General features: G+C 36.8%; 17 protein-coding genes and 1 pseudogene. 7 read left to right on the forward strand and 11 right to left on the reverse strand.

What is annotated here, in order from left to right:
• Nucleotides 1-28: 28 nt before the first annotated feature.
• From PVV60_RS10810 to PVV60_RS01080, 4 genes and pseudogenes are all read right to left on the reverse strand, one after another.
• Nucleotides 29-247, reverse strand: a pseudogene (locus PVV60_RS10810) (DNA-binding protein).
• A gap of 1,696 nt (nucleotides 248-1,943) precedes the next feature.
• Entirely contained in the window at nucleotides 1,944-2,861 is a 918-nt protein-coding gene (locus PVV60_RS01070) for a metal ABC transporter solute-binding protein, Zn/Mn family (protein WP_273722529.1), read from the reverse strand.
• Nucleotides 2,862-2,871: 10 nt separating this feature from the next.
• A complete protein-coding gene (locus tag PVV60_RS01075) occupies nucleotides 2,872-3,741 on the reverse strand; it encodes a metal ABC transporter permease (RefSeq protein ID WP_273722530.1) in 870 nt (289 codons plus the stop codon).
• A gap of 3 nt (nucleotides 3,742-3,744) precedes the next feature.
• The gene (locus PVV60_RS01080; RefSeq protein ID WP_273722531.1) at nucleotides 3,745-4,497 is read right to left on the reverse strand and encodes an ABC transporter ATP-binding protein; all 753 of its coding nucleotides are present in this window, start codon (nucleotides 4,495-4,497) and stop codon (nucleotides 3,745-3,747) included.
• Nucleotides 4,498-5,176: 679 nt separating this feature from the next.
• On the opposite strand from PVV60_RS01080, the gene nrdH reads away from it, so the two are divergent.
• From nrdH to nrdF, 4 genes are read left to right on the forward strand one after another with little or no spacing between them, the layout of a single operon-like run.
• Nucleotides 5,177-5,401 (forward strand): glutaredoxin-like protein NrdH, encoded by a 225-nt coding sequence (gene nrdH / locus PVV60_RS01085; protein ID WP_005774163.1) that lies wholly within the window; start codon nucleotides 5,177-5,179, stop codon nucleotides 5,399-5,401.
• On the forward strand, nucleotides 5,401-5,799 hold the full coding sequence (gene nrdI / locus PVV60_RS01090; protein WP_273722532.1) for a class Ib ribonucleoside-diphosphate reductase assembly flavoprotein NrdI: 399 nt from the start codon (nucleotides 5,401-5,403) through the stop codon (nucleotides 5,797-5,799). The genes nrdH and nrdI overlap by 1 nt, the downstream gene beginning before the upstream one ends.
• Nucleotides 5,781-7,931 (forward strand): class 1b ribonucleoside-diphosphate reductase subunit alpha, encoded by a 2,151-nt coding sequence (gene nrdE / locus PVV60_RS01095; RefSeq protein ID WP_273722533.1) that lies wholly within the window; start codon nucleotides 5,781-5,783, stop codon nucleotides 7,929-7,931. Before nrdI ends, nrdE begins: the two co-directional genes overlap by 19 nt.
• 11 nt (nucleotides 7,932-7,942) lie before the next feature.
• Nucleotides 7,943-8,917 carry a class 1b ribonucleoside-diphosphate reductase subunit beta gene (nrdF, locus tag PVV60_RS01100; RefSeq protein ID WP_273722534.1) on the forward strand — a complete coding sequence of 325 codons (975 nt, stop codon included), beginning with the start codon at nucleotides 7,943-7,945 and terminating at the stop codon, nucleotides 8,915-8,917.
• On the opposite strand, the gene prmC is transcribed toward nrdF, so the two are convergent.
• From prmC to secA, 4 genes are all read right to left on the reverse strand, one after another.
• Entirely contained in the window at nucleotides 8,914-9,780 is an 867-nt protein-coding gene (gene prmC / locus PVV60_RS01105) for a peptide chain release factor N(5)-glutamine methyltransferase (protein ID WP_273722535.1), read from the reverse strand. The genes nrdF and prmC overlap by 4 nt on opposite strands.
• Nucleotides 9,777-10,853 (reverse strand): peptide chain release factor 1, encoded by a 1,077-nt coding sequence (gene prfA / locus PVV60_RS01110; protein WP_273722536.1) that lies wholly within the window; start codon nucleotides 10,851-10,853, stop codon nucleotides 9,777-9,779. The genes prmC and prfA overlap by 4 nt, the downstream gene beginning before the upstream one ends.
• A 223-nt stretch (nucleotides 10,854-11,076) precedes the next feature.
• Nucleotides 11,077-11,568 (reverse strand): Fur family transcriptional regulator, encoded by a 492-nt coding sequence (locus PVV60_RS01115; protein WP_273722537.1) that lies wholly within the window; start codon nucleotides 11,566-11,568, stop codon nucleotides 11,077-11,079.
• Nucleotides 11,507-14,224, reverse strand: a complete 2,718-nt coding sequence (gene secA / locus PVV60_RS01120; protein WP_273722538.1) for a preprotein translocase subunit SecA — start codon at nucleotides 14,222-14,224, stop codon at nucleotides 11,507-11,509. The genes PVV60_RS01115 and secA overlap by 62 nt, the downstream gene beginning before the upstream one ends.
• A gap of 434 nt (nucleotides 14,225-14,658) precedes the next feature.
• Between secA and PVV60_RS01125 the strand changes: the two genes are divergently transcribed.
• From PVV60_RS01125 to mutT, 3 genes are all read left to right on the forward strand, one after another.
• Nucleotides 14,659-15,612 (forward strand): peptidylprolyl isomerase, encoded by a 954-nt coding sequence (locus tag PVV60_RS01125; protein ID WP_273722539.1) that lies wholly within the window; start codon nucleotides 14,659-14,661, stop codon nucleotides 15,610-15,612.
• Between the two features lie 131 nt (nucleotides 15,613-15,743).
• On the forward strand, nucleotides 15,744-16,976 hold the full coding sequence (gene argJ, locus PVV60_RS01130; protein WP_273722540.1) for a bifunctional glutamate N-acetyltransferase/amino-acid acetyltransferase ArgJ: 1,233 nt from the start codon (nucleotides 15,744-15,746) through the stop codon (nucleotides 16,974-16,976).
• Between the two features lie 129 nt (nucleotides 16,977-17,105).
• Complete coding sequence (gene mutT / locus PVV60_RS01135) at nucleotides 17,106-17,519, forward strand: 8-oxo-dGTP diphosphatase MutT (protein ID WP_273722541.1); 414 nt, start codon at nucleotides 17,106-17,108, stop codon at nucleotides 17,517-17,519.
• Nucleotides 17,520-19,065: 1,546 nt separating this feature from the next.
• Here mutT and PVV60_RS01140 read toward each other — a convergent pair.
• From PVV60_RS01140 to coaA, 3 genes are all read right to left on the reverse strand, one after another.
• Nucleotides 19,066-19,929, reverse strand: a complete 864-nt coding sequence (locus PVV60_RS01140) for an NlpC/P60 family protein (protein ID WP_273722616.1) — start codon at nucleotides 19,927-19,929, stop codon at nucleotides 19,066-19,068.
• Between the two features lie 159 nt (nucleotides 19,930-20,088).
• Entirely contained in the window at nucleotides 20,089-21,462 is a 1,374-nt protein-coding gene (locus tag PVV60_RS01145) for a M17 family metallopeptidase (RefSeq protein ID WP_273722542.1), read from the reverse strand.
• A gap of 13 nt (nucleotides 21,463-21,475) precedes the next feature.
• Nucleotides 21,476-22,474 (reverse strand): type I pantothenate kinase, encoded by a 999-nt coding sequence (coaA, locus tag PVV60_RS01150; protein ID WP_273722543.1) that lies wholly within the window; start codon nucleotides 22,472-22,474, stop codon nucleotides 21,476-21,478.
• Nucleotides 22,475-22,562 lie beyond the last annotated feature (88 nt).

Here is a 22,562-nt window from a genome sequence, read left to right on the forward strand (position 1 = left end):
GCATTAATTGATGTGACACGACTTTCTTTTATGTTGCGTCATGATAATGTTGCGTTTCGATTTTCTCGATTACATTTACAAAATCAGATTGTAACCGATGGGATTAAAAATAAAATTTTAAAAGTTTTGGTAATGATCCATTGTCCCATGGCGCTGAGAATGTCAAAACATTTATATGAACAAAATGTGTATTTTCACGGTCTGTGAGAAGAATATTATTTTCAAACCTCAAACATAATAAAATCATTTTCATTATGAAAAAATATCAATATAAAATAACCATTTATTAACCATATTTTGCTCATTTATAATTTTTTTTCATAAAAAACAATATATTATCATATGTTTCTTGATGTAATAATTTATGTAACTTATAAAAAGTAAATGAGAGAAATGAGGGAAACAATAATTCACAGTTGAGAGGAGATGTGCTCCATATCTTAGCTTTAATCCCTAACATAAGAAGTCTATTTGATTCCCCAAAATACGACGCTGTTCTAAATATCCTTTACGAGAATAGGCACATTCTATTTTACCACTGACTATGTGATATAAAATGGTTTCAGAGCTCCTATAAGAAGCATTTGTTTTTTCTAGCAATCACATAGATTAGAGAGAAACCTATGTGCGCATGCTGCAAGTTTATTTTTTCTCATGTAAATCACTATGCAATTCTCCGCGAGGATATCCGATCAGTTGCAAAAGAAATCACTGAGAGATAGAAGACGCGCTTGTTTTAGAATTTTCATTACTTTTAATGATAAAAGCAGATGAAACACATCTGTAACATCCCATCGATTTTTCTATATTCTTGAGTTTAAAATTGCCTATAGATCATCTTCAAACAGATCTTTATGAATATGACATAAGGGATTGGTGCGAACACCTATAAGAATCAGCAGGGACAAAGACAGTTATATTGTTGTTTTGCAAAGCATTTTATAAAAGCTGGTATATTTTTTAAATATATTGCCAGTCTATTAATGGTTTTATGATATTGCTTTCTTATAAAGCACGGGCTTTTTTATTGCTTATAAATCAACCTAAACTTTATATAGCAGTATGTTTGAGACAAATATGAAGACGGTTCAGTGCTATATTCAGTTTTTATATATCAGAGTGGAATAAACTTATCTGCTTGTGTAATTTCTACAATGAGGGGACTGCTTAATTTAGGGGAATATGGAAGCATAAAGATAAAAAATAGTTCCTATCTTTAGCATCATCTTTTAATTTAGTATTGCAATTCTCAAAAACATCTGAGCTAATGTCTCTTACATAATGGAGATTACGCATTGCCGAACACATTTTTTATTACGTTCTTTGAATAGAGTTGCATCTCTCATACAAAACAGAACACCTAAACAGAAGGCTATTAGGTTGCCAATTCACGCACTTGTTTAAAAATATCTTGTAAGGTTGTTCCAACTATTTTCTCACGCAGTCGTTTATGAGTAGTATAATATAAAATCCATAGTGTATCTCCATCTTTATGCTTATAAAATGCAAGCTTGGGTCATCATCGTACTCTCTGCCAGTTTCCAACATTGCAACAATTATTGTGTTGGACTCGTCATAAGAGGTATTTCTTTCAAGTTTTTTTTATTCATACATTAATTTTACTTGCATGTTATAAATGGAGTTGGGTAGATAAAAATACTTTAAGAAAGAGACCCCAAATGCTTCTTATGAATCGTTTCAAGTGTTGAGAGTTATTGTAAAAGAAGCGTTGGAAATAGAATGATGCCGCTGACGATCTGGGCACCATGAGGCAATAAATTCACTTACTTTATCTATCTTAGCATTTATTGAGTATAAATTTCTCTTTAAAAGTAACTTTATTTCATATCAATGTTATCAATTATAGATATTGGGTATCATTAGTAACATAATCATAGACTTAGGATTTTATGAACTCTTTTTTATCTCTTTTGTAGAAGATCTTAATGTTTTGTGATGGCATCAATGATGGTATTCACATTATGTTCCATCATATCGAGATAAGTTGCTGCAGGGCCATTTTTGTTTGACAATGCATCAGAATAAAGTGTCCCACCAATTTTTAAACCTGTTTCTTTTGCAATCTGTTTTATGAGACGGGGATTAGAGATATTTTCAACGAATAGTGCAGCTGCTTTATTCGCTTTAATTTGTTTGATAAGTTTAGCAACATCGGCTGCGGTTGCTTCAGCTTCTGTTGAAGCACTTTGAGGGGCAAGGATAGTAAAACCATATTCCTCGGCAAAATAGCCAAAGGCATCATGAGATGTGATAATGATACGTTTATCTTTAGGAATAGTAGCAATTTTTGTTTTCAGGGTATCTTGTGCTATTTCAAGTTTTTTGATGTAGGTTTCGGCATTTTTTTTGTAGTTGGGGCAGGATTGTGGATCGATTTTACAGAAAGCAGCAGCGATATTCTTTACATAGATTTTGACATTGGGAATTGTTTGCCAAGCGTGTGGATCAATAACGCTGTGGTGGTGAGAGGCATTATGTTCTTGATTTTTCATTTTAAGGGAGGGAATGTTAGCGCTAACTTCGACAAGAAGTGCTTTTGTACCGCTTGCTGTAATGAGGCGATCAATGAATCCTTCTAAATGAAGTCCGTTGATGAAAATAATTTGAGCATTTCTAAGAGCTTGAGCATCATGGGGGGTAGGTTCATAAGTGTGGGTATTCGCATTGGGACCGACAAAAGTGGTCATAGAGATATGGTTATCTCCTACATTTTTTACGAGATCTGCAAGAATAGAAAAGCTCGCAACAACTTTGATTTTATTGTGTGCAGAAGCAGAAAATGGAGAAAGGGCAAGCAATAAAGCTCCAAGAAAAACAATTGTTTGAGCAAACTTAGGCACATTTTTTTCCTTAAAGTGAGGAGGTATAAAAGAGGTGGGGAAACCATGTTACAATAAAGCTACGTGGACTTATTAAGCAGGAAACAAGATAAATAAATCCTGCGGCAATGATGATAGCAGGGCCGGAGGGAAGTGAAAGATGAAAAGAAAGCAGGAGACCACATACGCTAGAAATGATTCCAAAAAGAGTGGAAAGCGCGCAAATAGGGCCTAGCCGTGAAAACCAAAAACGGGCTGTAATAGCTGGAATCATCATAATGCCAACGGAAAGTAATGTTCCTAGTGACTGAAAGCCTCCAACCAGATTCAACACCACAAGTCCAAGCAATGAAATATGAATATATTTACTCAATGGAGAGAGTGATTTAAAAAAGAGGGGGTCAAAGCTTTCTAAAACGAGTGCACGCCAAAAAATATAAAGACTGCATAGTGTAATCAGCATTATAGTAGTAATTAACCAGAGGGCTTGTGCATCAAGTGCAAGAACCGATCCGAATAAGAGATGAAGCAGCTCAATTGTTGAATCTTTTAGTGAGATAATAATGACACCTGCCGCGAGTGCAATAAGATAAAAAACAGTCATGGATGCATCTTCTTTCTGAAAGCTATTTCGTGAAATCAAAATGGTTGCTAAAGCCACGATAATACCAGCGAAGATGCCACCAAGTGTCATAGATATGAGGGAAAAGCCACAAATCAGAAAAGCAGTTGCAACACCAGGAAGAATGGCATGAGAGATAGCATCTCCTGTCAAGCTCATTCCACGGAGCATCAAAAATACACCAACAGGACAAGCGCTAATAGACAGAAAAATAGAACCGATAAGGGCGTTTTGCATAAATTGGAAATCAACAAAGGGGGCAAGAAAAAATGCATACACGTCTTATAACCTAAGAAAGAGAGGATCATTGATGGGAAGATTTTGTTTTTGTGCGCTAATAGGGAAAGAATTGGATGTGAGAAGTGGCATAACGTGATGAATGGTGTTGTTTAAAAACTGTGTTGTTTCTCCATAAAAGGCGTTTTGTTGATCAATTTGAATCATTTGGGGGAAAAATTCTTGCACGATGAGAGGGTTATGGAGTGCGGTGAGAACTGTGCGTCCTTGCTGTTGCCAGTATGTGATCAGTGCAAGAAGGTCTTTTTGGGTATTATTATCTACACCATTGAAAGGTTCATCAAGTAAAATAATATTGGCATCTTGCACAATAACACGTGCAAAAAGAGCACGTTGTAATTGCCCACCTGATAATGTTTCAAGCGAACGGGGTGCGAGTTCTGTAAGTCCAACCATTTCAAGCGCATTTTGAACTTTAGAATCATAAGGGCGCTGGTTTTTCCATAATCCACAAAAAGACCACAGTCCTGTTTTTACAAGCGTTTTTACATCAATTGGAAATGTTTTATCTATATCACATTGCTGAGCAAGATAAGCAATGCGGCTTTTTTTTGGTTTTGTAATTTTTCCCTTAAGAGGCTTAAGCAATCCGGCGATGGCTTTTAGCAATGTTGATTTTCCTGCGCCATTATCACCTGTTATTGCGACCAATGAACCAGCTTTTAACTTTGCTGAAAAGTTCTTTATTGCTACCCTATTCCCATAGCCTAATGTTGTCTTATTGAAGTGCAGATCCATATTCTTTACCATCGTTGCTTATTAGTTTGGAAACTATGTAATAATATAACGTTTGTCAATAAAATGTTATATTATTACATAGTTTTGAGGACTGAAAATTTTAGTGGGAAGATCGTGGAAAATTAAAAATAATAATTGAATTCACCTTGACGAAAGAGAGAGAGTATATACTATATATAGTATCAAAATGATTGGTGATTCTAAATAAGCACAAGAGAGGGTGTTAGTGTGTTTCGTTTGGTATCTAAGTTATTTCCATTATTGTAAAGAGTTTATTGACCAAGGGCATAGCAGTATTTTTACTGAAGGATCTCTTTTGGAAGGATTTCCTTTCGTTTTTGTAATCGATTCTTGCCGTAAAAGAGCAAATAGAGCTCTTGAAAAACGGTAGTTTAGAACGTAAGTTTTTTAGACAGCAGGAGGGAATTGTTTGCCAAGCAAAAGATTGTTTTATAACTAGGGGGCGGTGCCATTTAAGTTGTAGAATAATCGCTTATTCTCATCATAGTCTTTGACGTTATTTGATGAGGAATTTTGTTATGTTCGGGAAGTTGCGTACTATTGAAAATAACCACATGTTTTGCGTACAATTTCTGTTTTTTGTTATTCTTGAGTACCTATAAAATTATTAGATTAACCTTGTAGGGTTGATTGTTTGGAATTGTGAAAGTTGAAGAAAATGTCGATCACTATTTATAGTAAACCATCTTGTGTCCAATGTGATGCTACACGCCGCGCTTTTGATGCAAAAGGCATTCATTATCGTGTTGTTGATATTTCTTGTGATGAACAAGCATACAGTTTTGTTCAATCACTGGGGTATCGTCAGGTTCCTGTCGTTGTTTGTGGTGAAAATCATTGGTCTGGTTTTAGACCAGATATGATTAGTGGTCTTTGTGCTTAATGGGGCTTATTGTTTATTATTCGAGTGCAACGGGTAATACAGAACATTTTGTCTCGCAGCTTGGTCAACAACTCTTCAAAATTGATAAAAGAAAGCCTTCTGCATTGGTTGGTAAACCTTATGTGCTGGTCGTTCCTACATATGCAGATGGTGAAGGAAGAGGGGCAGTGCCGAAAGCCGTTATCCATTTTCTTAATGAAGTTGAGAACCGAAAATTAATTCGTGGTGTCATTGGCGGTGGGAATCGTAATTTTGGTTGCTATTATAATTTAGCAAGTAAAATCATTGCTGAAAAATGTTGTGTACCTTGCCTTTATCGTTTTGAGCTGCGTGGAACTGATGAAGACGTTATTTATGTAAAAAAGGGATTGGAAAGATTTTGGAAACAATTGGTATAGGACAATCGCAGAAATCGGATCAGATTACTGATTATCATGCGCTGAATGCAATGCTTAATCTTTATGATGAAAATGGTCATATTCAATTTGATATGGATCGGCTTGCCGCACGGCAGTATTTCCTTCAGCATGTTAATCAAAATACAGTTTTTTTTCATAACCTGAAGGAAAAAATAGATTACTTAATAGAAGAAGGTTATTATGAAAAAGCTTTATTTGAGCTTTATGATTTTTCTTTTATAAAAAAACTTTTTAAACGTGCTTATGCATTTAAGTTTCGTTTTCCTACCTTTTTAGGCGCATTTAAGTATTATACCAGCTATACGTTAAAGACTTTTGATGGGAAACGTTATCTTGAACGTTATGAAGATCGTGTCTGTCTTGTAGCTTTATATTTGGCACAAGGGAATAAAGCTCTTGCTGAAAATTTTGTGGATGAAATTATTACAGGACGTTTTCAACCGGCAACCCCGACATTTTTAAATGCTGGGAAAAAACAACGTGGTGAATTGGTTTCGTGTTTTTTGCTACGTGTTGAAGATAATATGGAATCGATAGGTCGTGCGGTTAATTCGGCTTTGCAGCTTTCAAAACGTGGTGGAGGTGTGGCGCTTTGTTTAACCAATTTGCGGGAAGCTGGGGCACCAATTAAGCAAATAGAAAATCAGTCCTCAGGTGTCTTACCGGTGATGAAACTCTTAGAAGATTCTTTTTCTTACGCCAATCAGCTTGGGGCACGGCAGGGGGCGGGGGCTGTTTATTTGCATGCCCATCATTTAGATATTATGAAGTTTTTGGATACAAAGCGTGAAAATGCTGATGAAAAAGTTAGAATCAAAACGCTTTCTCTTGGTGTCGTTATTCCTGATATTACTTTTGAGCTTGCACGGAATAATGAGGATATGTATCTCTTCTCGTCTTATGATATCGAGCGTGTGACAGGTAAGCCCTTTAGCGATATTTCTTTAACGGAGCATTATCGTTCTTTTGTTGATAATGCAAAGATTCGTAAAAAGAAAATAAGTGCACGCGTTTTTTTCCAGACATTAGCGGAAATTCAATTTGAGTCGGGTTATCCCTATATTTTATTTGAGGATACTGCTAATGGATCGAATCCGATAGCTGGGCGCATAAGTATGAGCAATTTATGTTCAGAAATTTTGCAGGTGAGTGAGGCGAGTGAACTGGAGACAGATTTAACTTATCGCACGATTGGAAGTGATATATCCTGTAATCTTGGATCCATGAATATTGCCAAAGCAATGGAAAGTCCTGATTTCGGACAGACCGTGGAATCTGCTGTTCGTGCTCTTACTGCGGTTTCAGATATGAGCAATATTTCCTGTGTGCCTTCCATTGCGAAAGGCAATGCTGAAAGTCATGCGATTGGTTTGGGACAAATGAATTTGCATGGGTTTCTAGCACGTGAGCAGATCTATTATGGGTCTCCAGAAGCGATAGATTTTACCAATATCTATTTTTATATTGTGACATACCATGCAATACGTGCTTCCAATTTAATTGCACGTGAACGTCAAGAAATGTTTGCAGGATTTGAAAAATCAGCTTATGCAGATGGACGTTTTTTCGACAAATATATTGAAAAAGAATGGAAACCACAATTTGCGCTTGTGCAAGAGCTTTTTGCACGGAACAATATTGTTATCCCAGATCAAAAGGATTGGCAGGAACTCAAAAAATTAGTTATTGAGTATGGGCTTTATAACCGCAATTTGCAGGCAGTTCCACCTACGGGATCTATTTCCTATATTAATCATGCTACTTCTTCTATTCATCCAATTGCTTCAAAAATTGAAATTCGCAAAGAGGGAAAAATTGGGCGGGTTTATTATCCGGCTCCTTATATGGATAATACGAATTTGAATTTTTACCAAGATGCTTATGAGATTGGTCCTGAAAAAATTATAGATACCTATGCTGCTGCAACACAGCATGTTGATCAAGGTCTTTCATTAACATTATTTTTTCCTGATACCGCTACCACACGTGATATTAACCGCGCACAAATTTATGCCTGGAAAAAGGGTATAAAGAGTATTTACTATGTACGATTACGGCAAGTAGCATTAAGTGGAACAGAAGTTGATGGCTGTGTTTCGTGTAGTTTATAGGAGATCATCATATGACAAAGATTACAACCAAAAATCCTGTTGTGTGCGCTGTTAATTGGAATAGATTACATGATGAGAAAGATCTTGAAGTATGGAACCGCTTAACTGGAAACTTTTGGTTACCTGAGAAGGTTCCACTTTCCAATGATATTCCTTCATGGTCAAGCTTAACGGATGAGGAACGTAAACTCACAATTCGTGTTTTTACAGGATTAACGCTTCTAGATACAATTCAAAACACTGTAGGAGCCATTTCGCTTCTGGCTGATGCGATAACAGAGCATGAGGAGGCAGTTTTGACGAATATTGCCTTCATGGAAGCGGTTCATGCGCGTTCTTATTCCTCTATTTTTTCAACCCTTTGTTCGACGGTAGAAGTTGATGATGCGTTTAGATGGTCAGAAGAAAATATTCATTTGCAGAAAAAGGCTAGATTAGTACTTGAGCGTTATGAAGCAAATGATCCACTTAAGAAAAAAATTGCTTCGACTTTACTGGAAAGCTTTTTATTTTATTCTGGTTTTTATTTGCCCATGTATTGGGCCAGTCGCGCTAAGTTGACCAATACAGCAGATCTCATTCGATTAATCATTCGTGATGAAGCAGTCCATGGTTATTATATAGGTTATAAATTCCAATTGGGCTTTGCAAAGCTTGATGAAGCCAAAAGACAAGAAATTAAAGATTTTGCTTTTAACCTGCTCTTTGACCTTTATAACATCGAATGCAAATATACTGAAGATCTTTATGATGCGCTTGGATTGACAGAAGATGTTAAAATTTTTCTTCATTATAATGCTAACAAGGCTTTAATGAATTTAGGTTTTGAAGCTCTTTTCCCCCCTGAGGTTTGTCGTGTTAATCCCGCTATTTTGGCAGCTTTATCACCAAACTCTGACGAAAATCATGACTTTTTTTCAGGGGCAGGTTCTTCTTATGTCATCGGCAAGGCGGTTGCTACCACGGATGATGATTGGGAATTTTAATGTTTGCATGCAAATAGAAGTGCGCGGGGTATTCCACTCAGATCTTTGCGCATTTCTAAACATTGAAAACCATTTTTTTCAAACAAATTACAGACTTCATTTTCTTGAGAGAAACCAATTTCAACAGCGACATAGCCATTTTCTTTTAAGTAGTTGGCTGCTTCATGGGCGAGTTTTCGATAAAAATCAAGTCCATCTTCCCCTCCTATCAGAGCGCGCAATGGGTCATGTAAGCGCACTTCTTTTGCAAGTTTTTTGATGTCTTTTGCGGGAATATAAGGTGGATTGGAAACAATGAAATCAAAGGGACCTGTGACAGAATCAAACCAATCGCTAAGAAGAGGTGTGAAGCGATGTATTACTTCAGCATTTTTTGCATTTTTTTTTGCTGTTTTAAGGGCATCTTCAGAAATATCGACCGCCACCGCATAGGATTGGGGAATTTGTTTAAGGAGTGCAATGGCAATGGCACCACTTCCTGTCCCCATATCAAGGAATGTTGTTTTTCTCGAATTTTCGACCTGTTTTTTGAGAAAAGGAAGAACAAGATCGATGAGTGTTTCTGTATCCTGACGGGGTTCTAACGTCTCTTGAGACAATGTAAAAGATATACCATAAAATTCTCTCATCTCTATAATACGGTAGACGGGTTCGCCTGCAATACGCCGTTGTACAGCCTGTTCTATTTGTATAATATGCTCAGAAGACAGATGCATATCTGGTTTAGAAATTCGTTCAGCAGCATTTATTCCTGTTATCCATTCAACGAGTATTTTCGCATCGAGATCGGCTTCCAAAATTCCTTTCGTACGCAATTTTTCTCGCGTTTGTTGGATGACATTCTTGAAAGAATATTTGCTCAATTATTATCTATTTCCATCAGCTGTGTTGTTTGATAATCTGAGATGAGTGCATGAAGAAGCTCATCAAGATCTCCCTCTAGAATGCGATCAAGCTTATACAAGGTTAGATTAATACGGTGATCCGTGACGCGTCCTTGTGGAAAATTATAGGTACGAATACGTTCTGAACGATCGCCAGAACCAACTTGGCTTTTACGAGAAGCTGAACGTTCACTTTCCGCTTTTTGTCGTTCGATATCGAATAAGCGTGCCCGTAAAATTTGAAGGGCTCGCGCTCGGTTTTGATGTTGTGATTTTTCTGCTTGTACGACCATAATTCCTGTTGGAATATGCGTGATACGAACAGCTGAATCTGTTGTATTAACATGCTGTCCTCCTGCTCCAGATGCACGCATTGTGTCAATACGAATATCCTCAGGACGAATATTAATATCGATTTCTTCAGCCTCTGGAAGCACAGCAACGGTAGCAGCAGATGTATGGATACGTCCACCTGTCTCTGTTTCAGGGATGCGTTGCACACGATGAACCCCTGATTCATATTTCAATTTAGAAAAGACACCTTTTCCTGAGATGGTAGCAATAATCTCTTTATATCCGCCAACTTCCCCCTCACTGAGTGAAATAACTTCTACTTTCCAATGGTGAGCATGGGCATAACGTTCATACATGCGGAAAAGATCTCCGGAAAAAAGGGCTGCTTCTGATCCACCCGTTCCTGCTCGAATTTCAACAATAGCGTTTTTTTCATCAGCAACATCTTTAGGCAAAAGCAAAATCTGGAGTTCTTTTTCAAATTGCTCTACTTTTTTATATAACGATGGTAGCTCTTCTTGGGCAAGATTACGCATCTCTATATCTGTTTGTTTATCGTTGATAATCGTTTCTAATTCTGTAATCTCTCTGTAAAGAGCATTTAATGCGCGTATAGAGGCAATAACAGGTTGTAGTTCTGCATATTCAGAAGCTAATTTGACATATGTTTCAGCATTTGGATTAGTCGTCATTTGGCTTTCAATTATTTCAAAGCGCTTTTCAAGCTGTTTTATGCGATCTTGTGGCAAAGAAACCATGATAATATTAGCCTAATTTTTCATAATACAATTTTTATAATATTTTATTGCAATGTTTTTTTGTTACAACACTGGCAATGAATTACCGTACAGCATCATACAAAAAGGGGTAATAAAGCAGAAAAGCTTTTTTGCCAATGAAAACTATTCTATTTTCAAGGTAAATTTTTATAAAATTCGACTTGTCTGAGATATCTTCATCTCATGGTATATAACCATCTCTTTAAGAGTTTTTTTTCCCGTAAAGTTCAAGACGATGATGAATAATATCGTAGCCAAGGGATTTTGCAATTTCCTCTTGCAATTTTTCAATAACATCCGAATGAAACTCGATAACTTGTCCTGTTTCTATATCAATGAGATGATCATGATGTTGCCCATTTGCTTGCTCAAAACGAGATGGACCACCGCTAAAGCTATGGCGATGAATTGTTCCATTTCCTTCTAATATTTTCATGGTTCGATAAACAGTTGAGAGTGAAATATTCGAATCTATTTTGTTTGCACGCTGAAAAATTTCAAATGCATTGGGATGATCATTTGTATCAGTCAAAATATCAAGAATAACTCGTCGTTGACGTGTTACTCTTAAACCAGCTGTGCGCAATTCTTGCTCATAATTTCGCTTTTTATTCATTTTCATAGTTTGCTTTTCAAACAAAGGCTCCATGACAGTGTTTGTATTTTTTCTCTGAACCGCAAGGACAACGCTCATTACGTCCAACTTTTCCCCATGTGGTTATATCGTTAGGGTCACGATCTTGTGGATTAACAAATCTATTTTCTTGTGATCGTGCCCATAAGGTGGGAGCATTTTCTTGACTTTGATCATTAAAGACAGAAGAATCAGAACTAGTTTGCTCAGGCATAGTCGGTTCGGTAGGTTGTTGAATAATTTCAAAGCGCATAAGTTTAGAAGTGACAATTCGGCGCAAATCTTTCAACATACTTTGAAAGAGTTCAAAAGATTCTGTTTTATACTCATTGAGTGGATCTCGCTGCGCATAACCACGAAAACCAACAACAGAACGCAAATGGTCTAAACTCACCAGATGTTCACGCCATAACGTGTCAATAGTTTCGAGCAACACTGCTTTGTGAAAATAAGCCATAACCTCTGGAGAGTAGCGTTCAATGCACTCATTTTCAAGTTTTGTAACAGCATCCAAGATACGCTCTAAAATTTGTTCTTCGGCAATTCCATCTTCTTTTGCCCATTCTTCCACAGGAAGCTCAAGATTAAAGAGTTGTTGAAGCTCTTCTTCGAGAGCTTTTACATCCCATTTTTCAGAATATGTCCCAGAAGGAATATAAGTCTCTACAAGATCTTCCACGACTTCATTGCGCATTTCATGAATCATTTCTGATAAATCATCTGCGTTCATGACCTCCATACGCTGTTCAAAAATAACCTTGCGTTGATCATTCATGACATCATCATATTTTAGCAGATTTTTACGAATTTCAAAGTTCCGTGCTTCGACCTTTTTTTGTGCTTTTTCAAGGGCTTTATTAATCCACGGATGGATAATAGCTTCATTTTCTTTCAATCCAAGTTTTTGCAGCATGCTATCCATACGGTCGGAGCCGAAGATACGCATAAGATCATCTTGAAGAGAAAGAAAGAATTTTGAGCGACCAGGATCGCCTTGGCGACCAGAACGCCCACGAAGCTGGTTATCAATACGACGGCTTTCATGACGTTCAGTTGCGATAACGTAAAGTCCCCCAGCCGCTAAAGCTTTTTCTTTAAGTTGTTTGACATCTTTTTTGATTTCTTCAATTTTAGCCGTCCGCTCTGGTCCATCAGTGGTATCCTGTAATTCTTGTCGGATGCGCATTTCAACATTACCACCAAGCTGTATATCCGTACCGCGTCCTGCCATGTTGGTTGCGATGGTGAGAGCTCCAGGAACGCCTGCTTGCGCAATGATGTATGCTTCTTGCTCGTGATAGCGAGCATTTAAGACTCTAAAATCGGTAATGCCCTCTTTTCGCAAACGCTCTGCCAATTGTTCTGACTTTTCAATAGAGGTTGTTCCAACAAGAATAGGCTGTTTTTTTTCGTGTGCTTGACGGATATCACGCACAATTGCCCGATATTTCTCTTCTGCTGTTCGGTAAATTTCATCATCTTCGTCAAGACGTTGTACTGGTAAATTGGTAGGAACTTCGACAACGTCAAGACCATAAATATTTCTGAATTCTTCGGCCTCTGTTGTTGCAGTTCCAGTCATTCCAGATAATTTCCTATACATACGGAAATAATTTTGGAAAGTAATGGAAGCAAGTGTCTGATTTTCTGGTTGAATAGCAACATGCTCTTTAGCTTCTAACGCTTGATGAAGTCCTTCAGAATAACGCCGTCCAGGCATCATTCGGCCTGTAAATTCGTCAATGATAACAATTTCATCATTGCGAACAATGTAATCTTTGTCGCGAACGAACAGTTTATGGGCTTTTAGAGCATTATTAACATGATGAACGATAGCGACGTTTTCTATGTCATAAAGACTTTCACCTTTAAGATGTCCAGCTTGTTCGAGCATTTTTTCAATTTTTTCAGTACCAACTTCGGTAAAGGTCGTTGTTTTTTGTTTTTCATCTATTTCATAGTCTTCTGGAATTAAGGTAGGAATAAATGTATCAATAAGGTTATAAAAGTCAGTACGATCTTCTAGAGGACCAGAAATAATAAGGGGCGTACGCGCTTCATCAATGAGGATAGAATCCACTTCATCGACAATTGCGTAATGATGTCCTCGTTGAACCATTTGACTATGATCGAAAGCCATATTATCACGCAAATAATCAAAACCTAGTTCATTATTTGTCGCATAGGTGATATCACATGCATAGGCTGCTCTGCGGGCATCGCTATCAAGATCATGAAGAATCACACCCGTTGTAAGCCCTAGAAAACTAAAAATTTTTCCCATTGTTTCAGCATCACGACTGGCGAGATAATCGTTTACTGTCACAACATGAACGCCTTTACCTTCCAATGCATTGAGATAAATTGGTAGAGTTGCCATTAATGTTTTACCTTCACCAGTACGCATTTCAGCTATGCCACAGTCGTGAAGGACCATTCCACCAATAAGTTGTACGTCAAAAGGACGCATGTCATAAACACGTTTTGCAGCTTCACGAACAATTGCGAAAGCTTCTGGTAAGAGCAAATCAACACTTTCACCTTCACTAAGACGTTTACGAAAGGCATCTGTTTTTTGGCAAAGCTGCTCATCACTTAATTTTACGAATTGTTCTTCCAAAGCATTAATTTGTGCAACTTTTTGGCGGAGTGCTTTGAGACGTCGCTCATGAGCTGAACCAAAAAACTTACGGGCAAAAACACCTAAACTGACCATCTCTGGCCCTTTCTTTTAATTGTTGTCACTCTTGTTGGGTAATTCATACGCTCTCCCCATACTCTACATTTTCTTCAAGTTATCTAATATCATTAGAGATATCATGAAATGCAGATGGTACCATTATACTTGCTAGTGTGCAATTTTTTCACGTTAATTGTAAAGTAGAGATAAGAGGCTAAGCGCCTTATGTCAACTTTAGGTATGCTATTTAACTGGTACAATACAAAGTAATTTAAGATACAATACGTCATTTTTTTCTATTATTATGTTTTTCATCTGCATTAGATAGGATTGGAGAGACTGAGATAAAAGGACAATTTATGCTTTTTTAAAATAAATTACTAATTTATTTCTCTATGTTTAAAGATTAAAGTGTTATGGTAAAGAAAATTGGAATCTTGAACCTGCCTTCATTTTTAAGGAGTATATTTATGAAATTTAACTTTATTACGCTTTTTTTAGCATCAACTTTATTGGCAAGTACAAGTTTAGGGGTGAGAGCCCAAGAAGGTTTGAATTCATCGTCGAATGATTTAAAGACTTTGGAGAAAGCTTCTGAAAAAGTCGTTTCTCCTTCTCATGTTATGGCGGTCATTGATGGAAAAAATATTACAGCAGGCCAATTGGATGATTTAGCGCTTGAAATAAATCCTAATTTAGCACGTTTTCCTGATGAACAACGCCGTATGATGGTTCTAAAAGCTTATTTAGATATGCAGGCACTTGCAAAAGCAGCAAGAAGCAAAGGTCTTGATAAGACAGAAGCTTACGATAAGCGTATGGCAGTCATGCGTGACAATGTTCTTCAACAGCTTTATTTTAAACAGGCAATTGTTGACAAAATATCGGATACTGATTTGGAAGCTCTTTATAAGCAAGAAGTTGCTGCTTTACCTAAAGAGGATGAGGTTAAAGCGCGTCATATTTTGGTCAAAACGAGAAAAGAAGCAGAAGCTATCATTAAGCATTTAAATAAAGGCGAAAATTTTGAAGAGATTGCAAAGAAAAGTTCAACAGATGGTTCTGCTGCCGTTGGGGGTGATCTTGGTTATTTTAGCCATGGTCAAATGGTCAAGCCTTTTGAAGATGCAGCATTTGGTTTGAAAATTGGCGAATACACTAAACAACCCGTTGAAAGTCCTTTTGGTTGGCATATTATTAAATTAGAAGATCGTCGTGTAAAACAACCGCCTGCATTTGATGATGTTAAAGAGATGTTGCGTACACAGCTTATAAAAAAGCGCTATCAAGAACTGATTGTTGATTTGCGTAGCAAGATAGATGTGAAATATCCTGATCCTAATGTTGCAAAAATCATGGAGTCACTTCATCAAAATGGAACGCTACTTCCCGATGAGACATCCGATGAAGAAGATACGGAATAGCTAAGAAAAATAAGTGGATAGCCTCTTTAATAGATAATTTGCTAGGTTAGTTTTGTTCAAAAAGCCTAGCAGTTTTCTATGAGAGGTTATTAATCTGCAATCATTTCATTTGTTTTTATAGAAAGCATATTGTGGTTTTAAAAAATTCTCCTTTGATGCCTCAAAAGATCCAGAAGCTTTCTCCTTTATCTGGTGTACGGATAGCGACAGCTGAAGCTGGGATTAAATACAAAGATCGTACAGATCTTCTTTTCATCATATTCGATAAGCCAGTGAGTGTGGCCGGTGTTTTTACTCGTTCCAAATGTCCATCTGCTCCTGTAGAGCATTGTCGTGCATCGCTTCCTCATGGGGTTGCGAGGGGGGTTGTTGTGAATTCTGGAAATGCAAATGCTTTTACAGGAAGCAAAGGAAAGCACACAACCAATGCAATCATTTGTGCAGCAGCGAACGCTTTAAAGGTTAGAGAAGATGAAATTTTTATAGCTTCTACGGGTGTTATTGGTGAGCCAATGGATGCATCGGGTATTGTCAATCTTTTACCAAGTATGGCAGAGACGGCAGAAGAGGAAAATTGGTTGGAAGCTGCAAAAGCTATAATGACAACGGACACATTTCCAAAACTTGCGACGCGCACTTTTGATTGTGGGGGAGAGCGTGTTACCATTAATGGAATTGCAAAAGGTGCTGGTATGATTGCACCCGATATGGCGACAATGCTGTCATTTGTGGTTAGTGATGCTACTATTTCTTCGGATGCACTCCAATCCATGTTATCAGAGGCAGTTGAGGGGTCTTTCAATTCAATTACTGTTGATAGCGATACCTCAACTTCAGATACGCTTATGTTGTTTGCGACAGGAAAAGAACATTTTCCATGTCTTACAAGTAAATCTGATCCGCGTTATGGGGTTTTTATGAAACAATTGAGTGCACTTCTGCATGAACTTGCACTACAAATTGTTTGTGATGGTGAAGGTGCTCGTCATTTAATTGAGGTTAATGTGATGGGCGCTACAACACACAATGCAGCGAAAACGATTGCTTTATCAATTGCAAATTCACCGCTTGTAAAAACAGCTATTGCTGGTGAAGATGCGAATTGGGGGCGGGTCGTTATGGCAGTTGGGAAGGCCGGTGTTGAAGTCGATCGTGATCTATTGACGATTTGGTTTGGTGAGCATCGTGTGGCTGTAAGTGGCGTACGAGATCCTGAGTATTGTGAAGAGGCAATAGGTACTTATATGCAAGGTAAACATATCACAATTCGTGTTGATATCGGTTTGGGTAAGAGCACGGCAACGGTTTGGTCTTGCGATTTAACAAAAGAGTACGTTATGATCAATAGCGATTACAGGAGTTAATGGATGCACTTTCTATATTTAACAGCTTATTATTTTTTAAAGAGAAAATGGGGTATGTGAGCTCTTTTAGGAGCAGAGGGGATATGATAGAAAAGACAGTTATTTTTATGTTCCCTATTGGGGAGTGATATGTGTATAAAAAGTTCCATTCTTCTTGTTGTTGCATGCGCATTGTTCGATCAGAATAATCGTGTTTTGCTTACACAGCGTCCTGAAGGAAAATCACTGGCTGGTTTATGGGAGTTTCCTGGTGGCAAGGTTGAGCAAGGTGAAACTCCGGAAGAATCATTGATTCGTGAACTAGAGGAAGAGCTTGGTATTTATGTTCAGGCAAATAATTTATACCCTTTAACGTTTGCGAGCCATAGCTATACAACATTTCATCTCTTGATGCCGTTGTATCTTTGTTATCATTATGAGGGGGGGGCGCAAGGACGAGAAGGGCAAAATTTAGAATGGGTTTTTATTAATGATCTTGATAAATATCCTATGCCTGATGCTGATAAACCATTGGTTCATGTATTGAAAAATCATCTTCTTTAATGTGTTATAAGAAGGAAATATTGTTTGAATATAATTCAATATATTGATTTAAAATGATAATTTATAATTTTTATGTTGAATGGGAAAGCCTAAAGTCGTAATTTTTTTCATTTCAAATCTGTTTTATGTTAAATTAACCAAAACCATTCTTTTGCACGTTCCTAAGCGGGGAGAGTTATGTGGATAAAAATTATTTAAGAAAGAAATAAAATACGTGCTGAAAGAACACTTTCCAATAATCAAGAGTTGTCGCAACATTGAGAATTGGCAAAGTGTGTAATGATGTCTTTTCACGCGTATCATTGTGAGATGGGTTTGGATGCACTGAGAGATATCAGGAGTATTTATTTTGTTGAGATATCGATAATAGAAAAAATTTCAAAAAATTCTTAAAAAAACGCTTTGTGTTTGTTGTTAGAGATTGTTTTACTTGATCAAAGGCTTAATCATCATTGTAATACATGATTATATAATAACATATTGTTTTCATAATCATAAATTTTCTTTTATTTTTCTTGATGGTATACGATTTGTCAATCAAAAAAATGTTCAATAACGTGCGAATGAAAGAGTGGTATGTAATTTAAACAACAATTTTAAAACAAATAAAACATACGGTTAATGAATTATTAAATATAAAAGAAAAACATGAACCGGAGGCTTCTTAGGGAATTATGTATTATACATTCTATGGTATGAGAGATGAAGAAAAAAGCTACCTAAGTAAGTATATAAATGAGAAATATATTATTTTTTATATTAAAAAAATATAAAACTGAATGGAAAAGAAATGATAAAGCTGCGTAATAATTTCTATTTCTATTTTTTTGAAAAGAATACGCTTATTTCTTTATTGGTTTGTAATAAAGGTATTTGAAACAGTGAAATATGATAATATCAAGAATTCTGATTCAAATTATGTAATACGATTTATGATTGCTATATGATATTTTAGAATGTTATTCAGTAAGCCGGTTGAAGAGTTTTCTCAGTATTTAAAGGTAGGCGAATATTAATAAAGATTTCTAAATGAATATGAACTTTACGAGAAAAGATCAAAAAATGTCGCTTTTGATTGAGAGAAGTACGTTCTTTACGTAATATAGAATGGCATTGTGTTGCGTATTCATGAGCTTATTTAAAAGAGGCATTTCGAAACGCTCCAAAGTCCATTTCGTGCCGGTACTAGTGAACAGTATAACGTTAGAGCCTCCATGGAAATAATGTAAAATCTATTGAGAGCCCTGTCTTTACGCTTATGAAGGAGTAAGCTGATCCCAATGTTATTACGATAGTTCTTGGCATTTGAGAGCATTCAGATGGGATATTTTTTCTTTTCGTAATCATTTTACTTATACATCAATTCGTTTGTGATGAACAAGCAAGAAAATTTGATTGCTTCAATATGAAAAACAGATTTGAAATGAGAGAATTTTAAGATATTTAGAATGCTTGACACAGAATGAATAATGGATAATTATCCTTATAAATCAATTTATTATATAACAAAAATATTCAATTAATTATTTTTTATAGGAGGCATGTATTAAGTTTCTTGAATTGGACGGCGTTTTGCGATGGGATATTGATTTTTTTTAGCGATACGGGTAATTGCTTCTTCTAAGGGCTCGATCATAACGTCCATAGAAAAACCATTTGCGTGAATAATATTTGCGTGATCAACCATAATAGCAACATGATCTTTCCAAAAAATTAAATCGCCTCGTTGAAGTTTATCAGTATCTGTAAGAGGACTGCCTATAGTTTCTTGCTGCATATCTGTGTCACGTAAAACTATTTGATCGGTCATCATCATAGAGAGCTGAATGAGTCCCGAACAATCAATTCCAAAACCGCTGACACCACCCCAAAGATAAGGTGTACGGATAAAGGTTTCTGCAACTGTGACATAATCTTCATATACACGTCCAATGGGGCTGAGATGGCTCGTAATAATTGCTGTTCCATTTTCAAGAATAGAATACATTGTGTCACGGACTTCAATTTCATCAACAACACTGACTTTGCTTCCCATAGATAACGGAGACACTATTGGTCCACGTAAGTCGGCGTGTAAATATTTAAATGTACGTGGTACTGAAACTACATGCGTTTGTTTTACAGTTGATGTACAAAGGGCTGTTGTATCAATATAACCAACATAACCATCTTTGAGTGATTGCCCCCACGACATCGTTTCGCCTTCTTCAAAAATGAGAAGTTCTTCTCCCAATAAGCATTCTGTTTGTCTTTCACTTTTTTTGCTACTTTCTTTAAAAAGTCCAGCAACCGCTGTATTAACACGTCTTTTTTCACCTTGAACAAAGCGCTGAGCTGTAACTTCTGTTTCAAGGCGTTGGTCCGCTAGATCATCTCTGAATGCGTAAAGCCTTGGATCTTTAGAGATCATCTTTTTTCTTTTCATTTTGTTACTTCTTACCTTTTAACCAAACTTATGAAAATTGTATTAGTAAGGTTTTTATTATCAAATAAAACTAAGAACACCGTTTAAGACGATAGCAATTGTTCTTTAAGCTGCAAAATTGTTTATCTTTGTGGATATTGTGTGTCAAACTTCATTTTTAAAAATATTATAAAGGGCACGAATAGTTTGTGCTGATCCACCAATAGGATATCCTGGTTTTTCTTTTGGAACCCATCCATAAAGGTCAAAATGTGCAAAATGTTCAGCTTTTTCAACAAAAGAATTAAGAAATAAAGCAGCCGTTATAGAGCCAGCAAAGCTATTTCCAGTTACATTGTTAAGATCAGCAATTGGTGATGATAACATCTCTTGATAAGGTTTCCAAAGGGGCATTTGCCAAAGAGGATCAAAAACAGTGTGAGCAGATTCAGAAATTTTTTGTGCCCATATTGAATCATTACAATAAAATGCGGGAAGATCTGGTCCTAATGCTATACGCGCTGCCCCTGTTAAAGTAGCCATACAAAGCATGAATTGTGGACTTTCTTCATCACCATAGGCGAGTGCATCGGCAAGGACAAGTCGCCCTTCAGCATCTGTATTACCTACTTCAACACTTAAGCCTTTACGACTTTTGAGAATATCACCTGGTCGGTAAGCATTGGCAGAAATTGCATTTTCTACAGCTGGAATCAAAACACGTAGACGGAAAGGCAATTTGGCATCCATGATAAGCTTAGCCAATCCCAAAACGTTTGCTCCACCCCCCATGTCTTTTTTCATAAGCAACATGTTATTGGCTGATTTAATATTGAGCCCTCCCGTATCAAAAGTTACCCCTTTGCCCACCAATGTTATTTTAGGATGATGTTCTTGCCCCCAATATAATTCAATCAGTCGTGGTGAAGTACTGCCTGCTCGTCCTACGGCATGAATCATTGGAAAGTTATGGGTTAAGAGATCATCTCCACAAATACTTTGGACATGAGCACCATAAGTTTTTCCTAGTTTTCGTGCTTCTTTTTCGAGAGCATCAGGGGTCATATCATTGGCTGGAATATTGATGAGATCACGGACGAAAAAGACAGCTTCATAAATTCGTTGGAGTTCATTAAGATCAATGGCCTCATTGACATGGAAGGATAATGATTTGAAAGAAGAATTTTGACGATAGCGATTAAATTGATAACTACCGAATGCTAATCCAAGATAGGCATTTATTTCATCAGAGGTTGTACCTTCTAAATGCCATTGACCAGCAGGAAGTTTTTGAGCAAGACGTCCTGTGATAAAGGGATCGTTACCATTGCCAATTCCAAATAAAACTTTTTTTAAATGCCCAGTTTCGTGAGGAACAAAGAGTATTTGTCCTGCTTTACCAGTAAAGTCATTAACTTTTATCCATGCTGTTGTTGCCGCATCAAGTGATAGGTTGGCAAGAGTTCTTTGGTTTACCAAGATGATAGGGCAACTGTTATCGATACGCGTTGAGGCAAAATGAACGTGATAGTGCTGCATAGTTATGAGTTCCTTATAGTCGTCTAAGTGCGACATACTCGACCAAATGATTTTTTCCTTTTCGTAGAATGAGATTGGATCGTGGTCGTGTTGGCAATATATTTTCTTGTAAATTTTTTAAATTGATTGTTTGCCAAAGATCCTCAGCGATTTTTGAGGCTTCTTTTTCACTGAGCAGAGCATAACGATGAAAATAGGATTCAGGGTTTTGAAAAGCTGTTTTACGCAAACGTTTAAAGCGCTCCAAATACCAGTGACGAATGACTTCTGTTTCAGCATCGACATAGATTGAAAAATCAAAAAAATCTGATACGAAAGGAATAGCTTTCCCATCTTTAGGAAGATCACTGACCTGTAATACATTAATACCTTCAATAATTAAAATATCAGGACGATCAATGGTAATTGTCTGATTTTCTAGAACATCATAGGTCATATGTGAGTAAAGCGGGGCACGAACATTTCCGATACCTGCTTTTATAGCCGAAAGAAAGCACAGCAATTTTTTAATGTCATAGGAATCAGGAAATCCTTTACGATTCATACGATTTTTTTGCTGTAAGATTGTGTTAGGATAGAGAAAACCATCCGTTGTAATCAGATCAACTTTAAGGCTCGATGTCCATCGTTTTAACAGTTCTTGAAGAATGCGAGCCGTGGTTGATTTTCCTACTGCTACAGAACCAGCAATTCCAATAATAAAGGGCGTTTTTCTACTCTCTTCTTGATGGAGAAACTGCTGACGTTTGTGAAAAAGTTCCTGTACTGCTTCAACATGGCATGATAACAGACGCGATAAAGAAAGATAAATGCGTTGGACTTCTTTAAGATCGATAGGATCATCAATAGAGCGTAAACGCTTAATTTCATCAAAAGTCAAAGTAAGAGGTGTGTCTGCACGAAACTCTGACCATTCTTGTGCAGTAAAAACACGATAGGGTGAATATCGGTCAGAAACGGATTTAACCAGATTATCTTCCTGATTAATTTTTTGTATAGTCGTATCAATCATTTGTATTGGCCGAGAATTTTTTGCCGCAGCAATCGATTAAAAGTAGACAGATGAGCGGCTTGATTTTCAAATAAGTTTTGTTTTGCAT

Source organism: Bartonella sp. AU18XJBT (assembly GCF_028618595.1).
Taxonomy (GTDB): domain Bacteria; phylum Pseudomonadota; class Alphaproteobacteria; order Rhizobiales; family Rhizobiaceae; genus Bartonella.

What these genes read in the sequence shown, in the direction of transcription:
- mutT (WP_273722541.1), top strand. Translation starts at nt 17,106, where the DNA reads ATGTGTATAAAAAGTTCCATTCTTCTTGTTGTTGCATGCGCATTGTTC.
- nrdF (WP_273722534.1), top strand. Translation starts at nt 7,943, where the DNA reads ATGACAAAGATTACAACCAAAAATCCTGTTGTGTGCGCTGTTAATTGG.
- PVV60_RS01140 (WP_273722616.1), bottom strand. Translation starts at nt 19,929, where the DNA reads ATGATCTCTAAAGATCCAAGGCTTTACGCATTCAGAGATGATCTAGCG.
- secA (WP_273722538.1), bottom strand. Translation starts at nt 14,224, where the DNA reads ATGGTCAGTTTAGGTGTTTTTGCCCGTAAGTTTTTTGGTTCAGCTCAT.
- PVV60_RS01115 (WP_273722537.1), bottom strand. Translation starts at nt 11,568, where the DNA reads ATGAGCGTTGTCCTTGCGGTTCAGAGAAAAAATACAAACACTGTCATG.
- prfA (WP_273722536.1), bottom strand. Translation starts at nt 10,853, where the DNA reads ATGGTTTCTTTGCCACAAGATCGCATAAAACAGCTTGAAAAGCGCTTT.
- PVV60_RS01145 (WP_273722542.1), bottom strand. Translation starts at nt 21,462, where the DNA reads ATGCAGCACTATCACGTTCATTTTGCCTCAACGCGTATCGATAACAGT.
- nrdI (WP_273722532.1), top strand. Translation starts at nt 5,401, where the DNA reads ATGGGGCTTATTGTTTATTATTCGAGTGCAACGGGTAATACAGAACAT.
- PVV60_RS01080 (WP_273722531.1), bottom strand. Translation starts at nt 4,497, where the DNA reads ATGGATCTGCACTTCAATAAGACAACATTAGGCTATGGGAATAGGGTA.
- nrdH (WP_005774163.1), top strand. Translation starts at nt 5,177, where the DNA reads ATGTCGATCACTATTTATAGTAAACCATCTTGTGTCCAATGTGATGCT.
- PVV60_RS01125 (WP_273722539.1), top strand. Translation starts at nt 14,659, where the DNA reads ATGAAATTTAACTTTATTACGCTTTTTTTAGCATCAACTTTATTGGCA.
- coaA (WP_273722543.1), bottom strand. Translation starts at nt 22,474, where the DNA reads ATGATTGATACGACTATACAAAAAATTAATCAGGAAGATAATCTGGTT.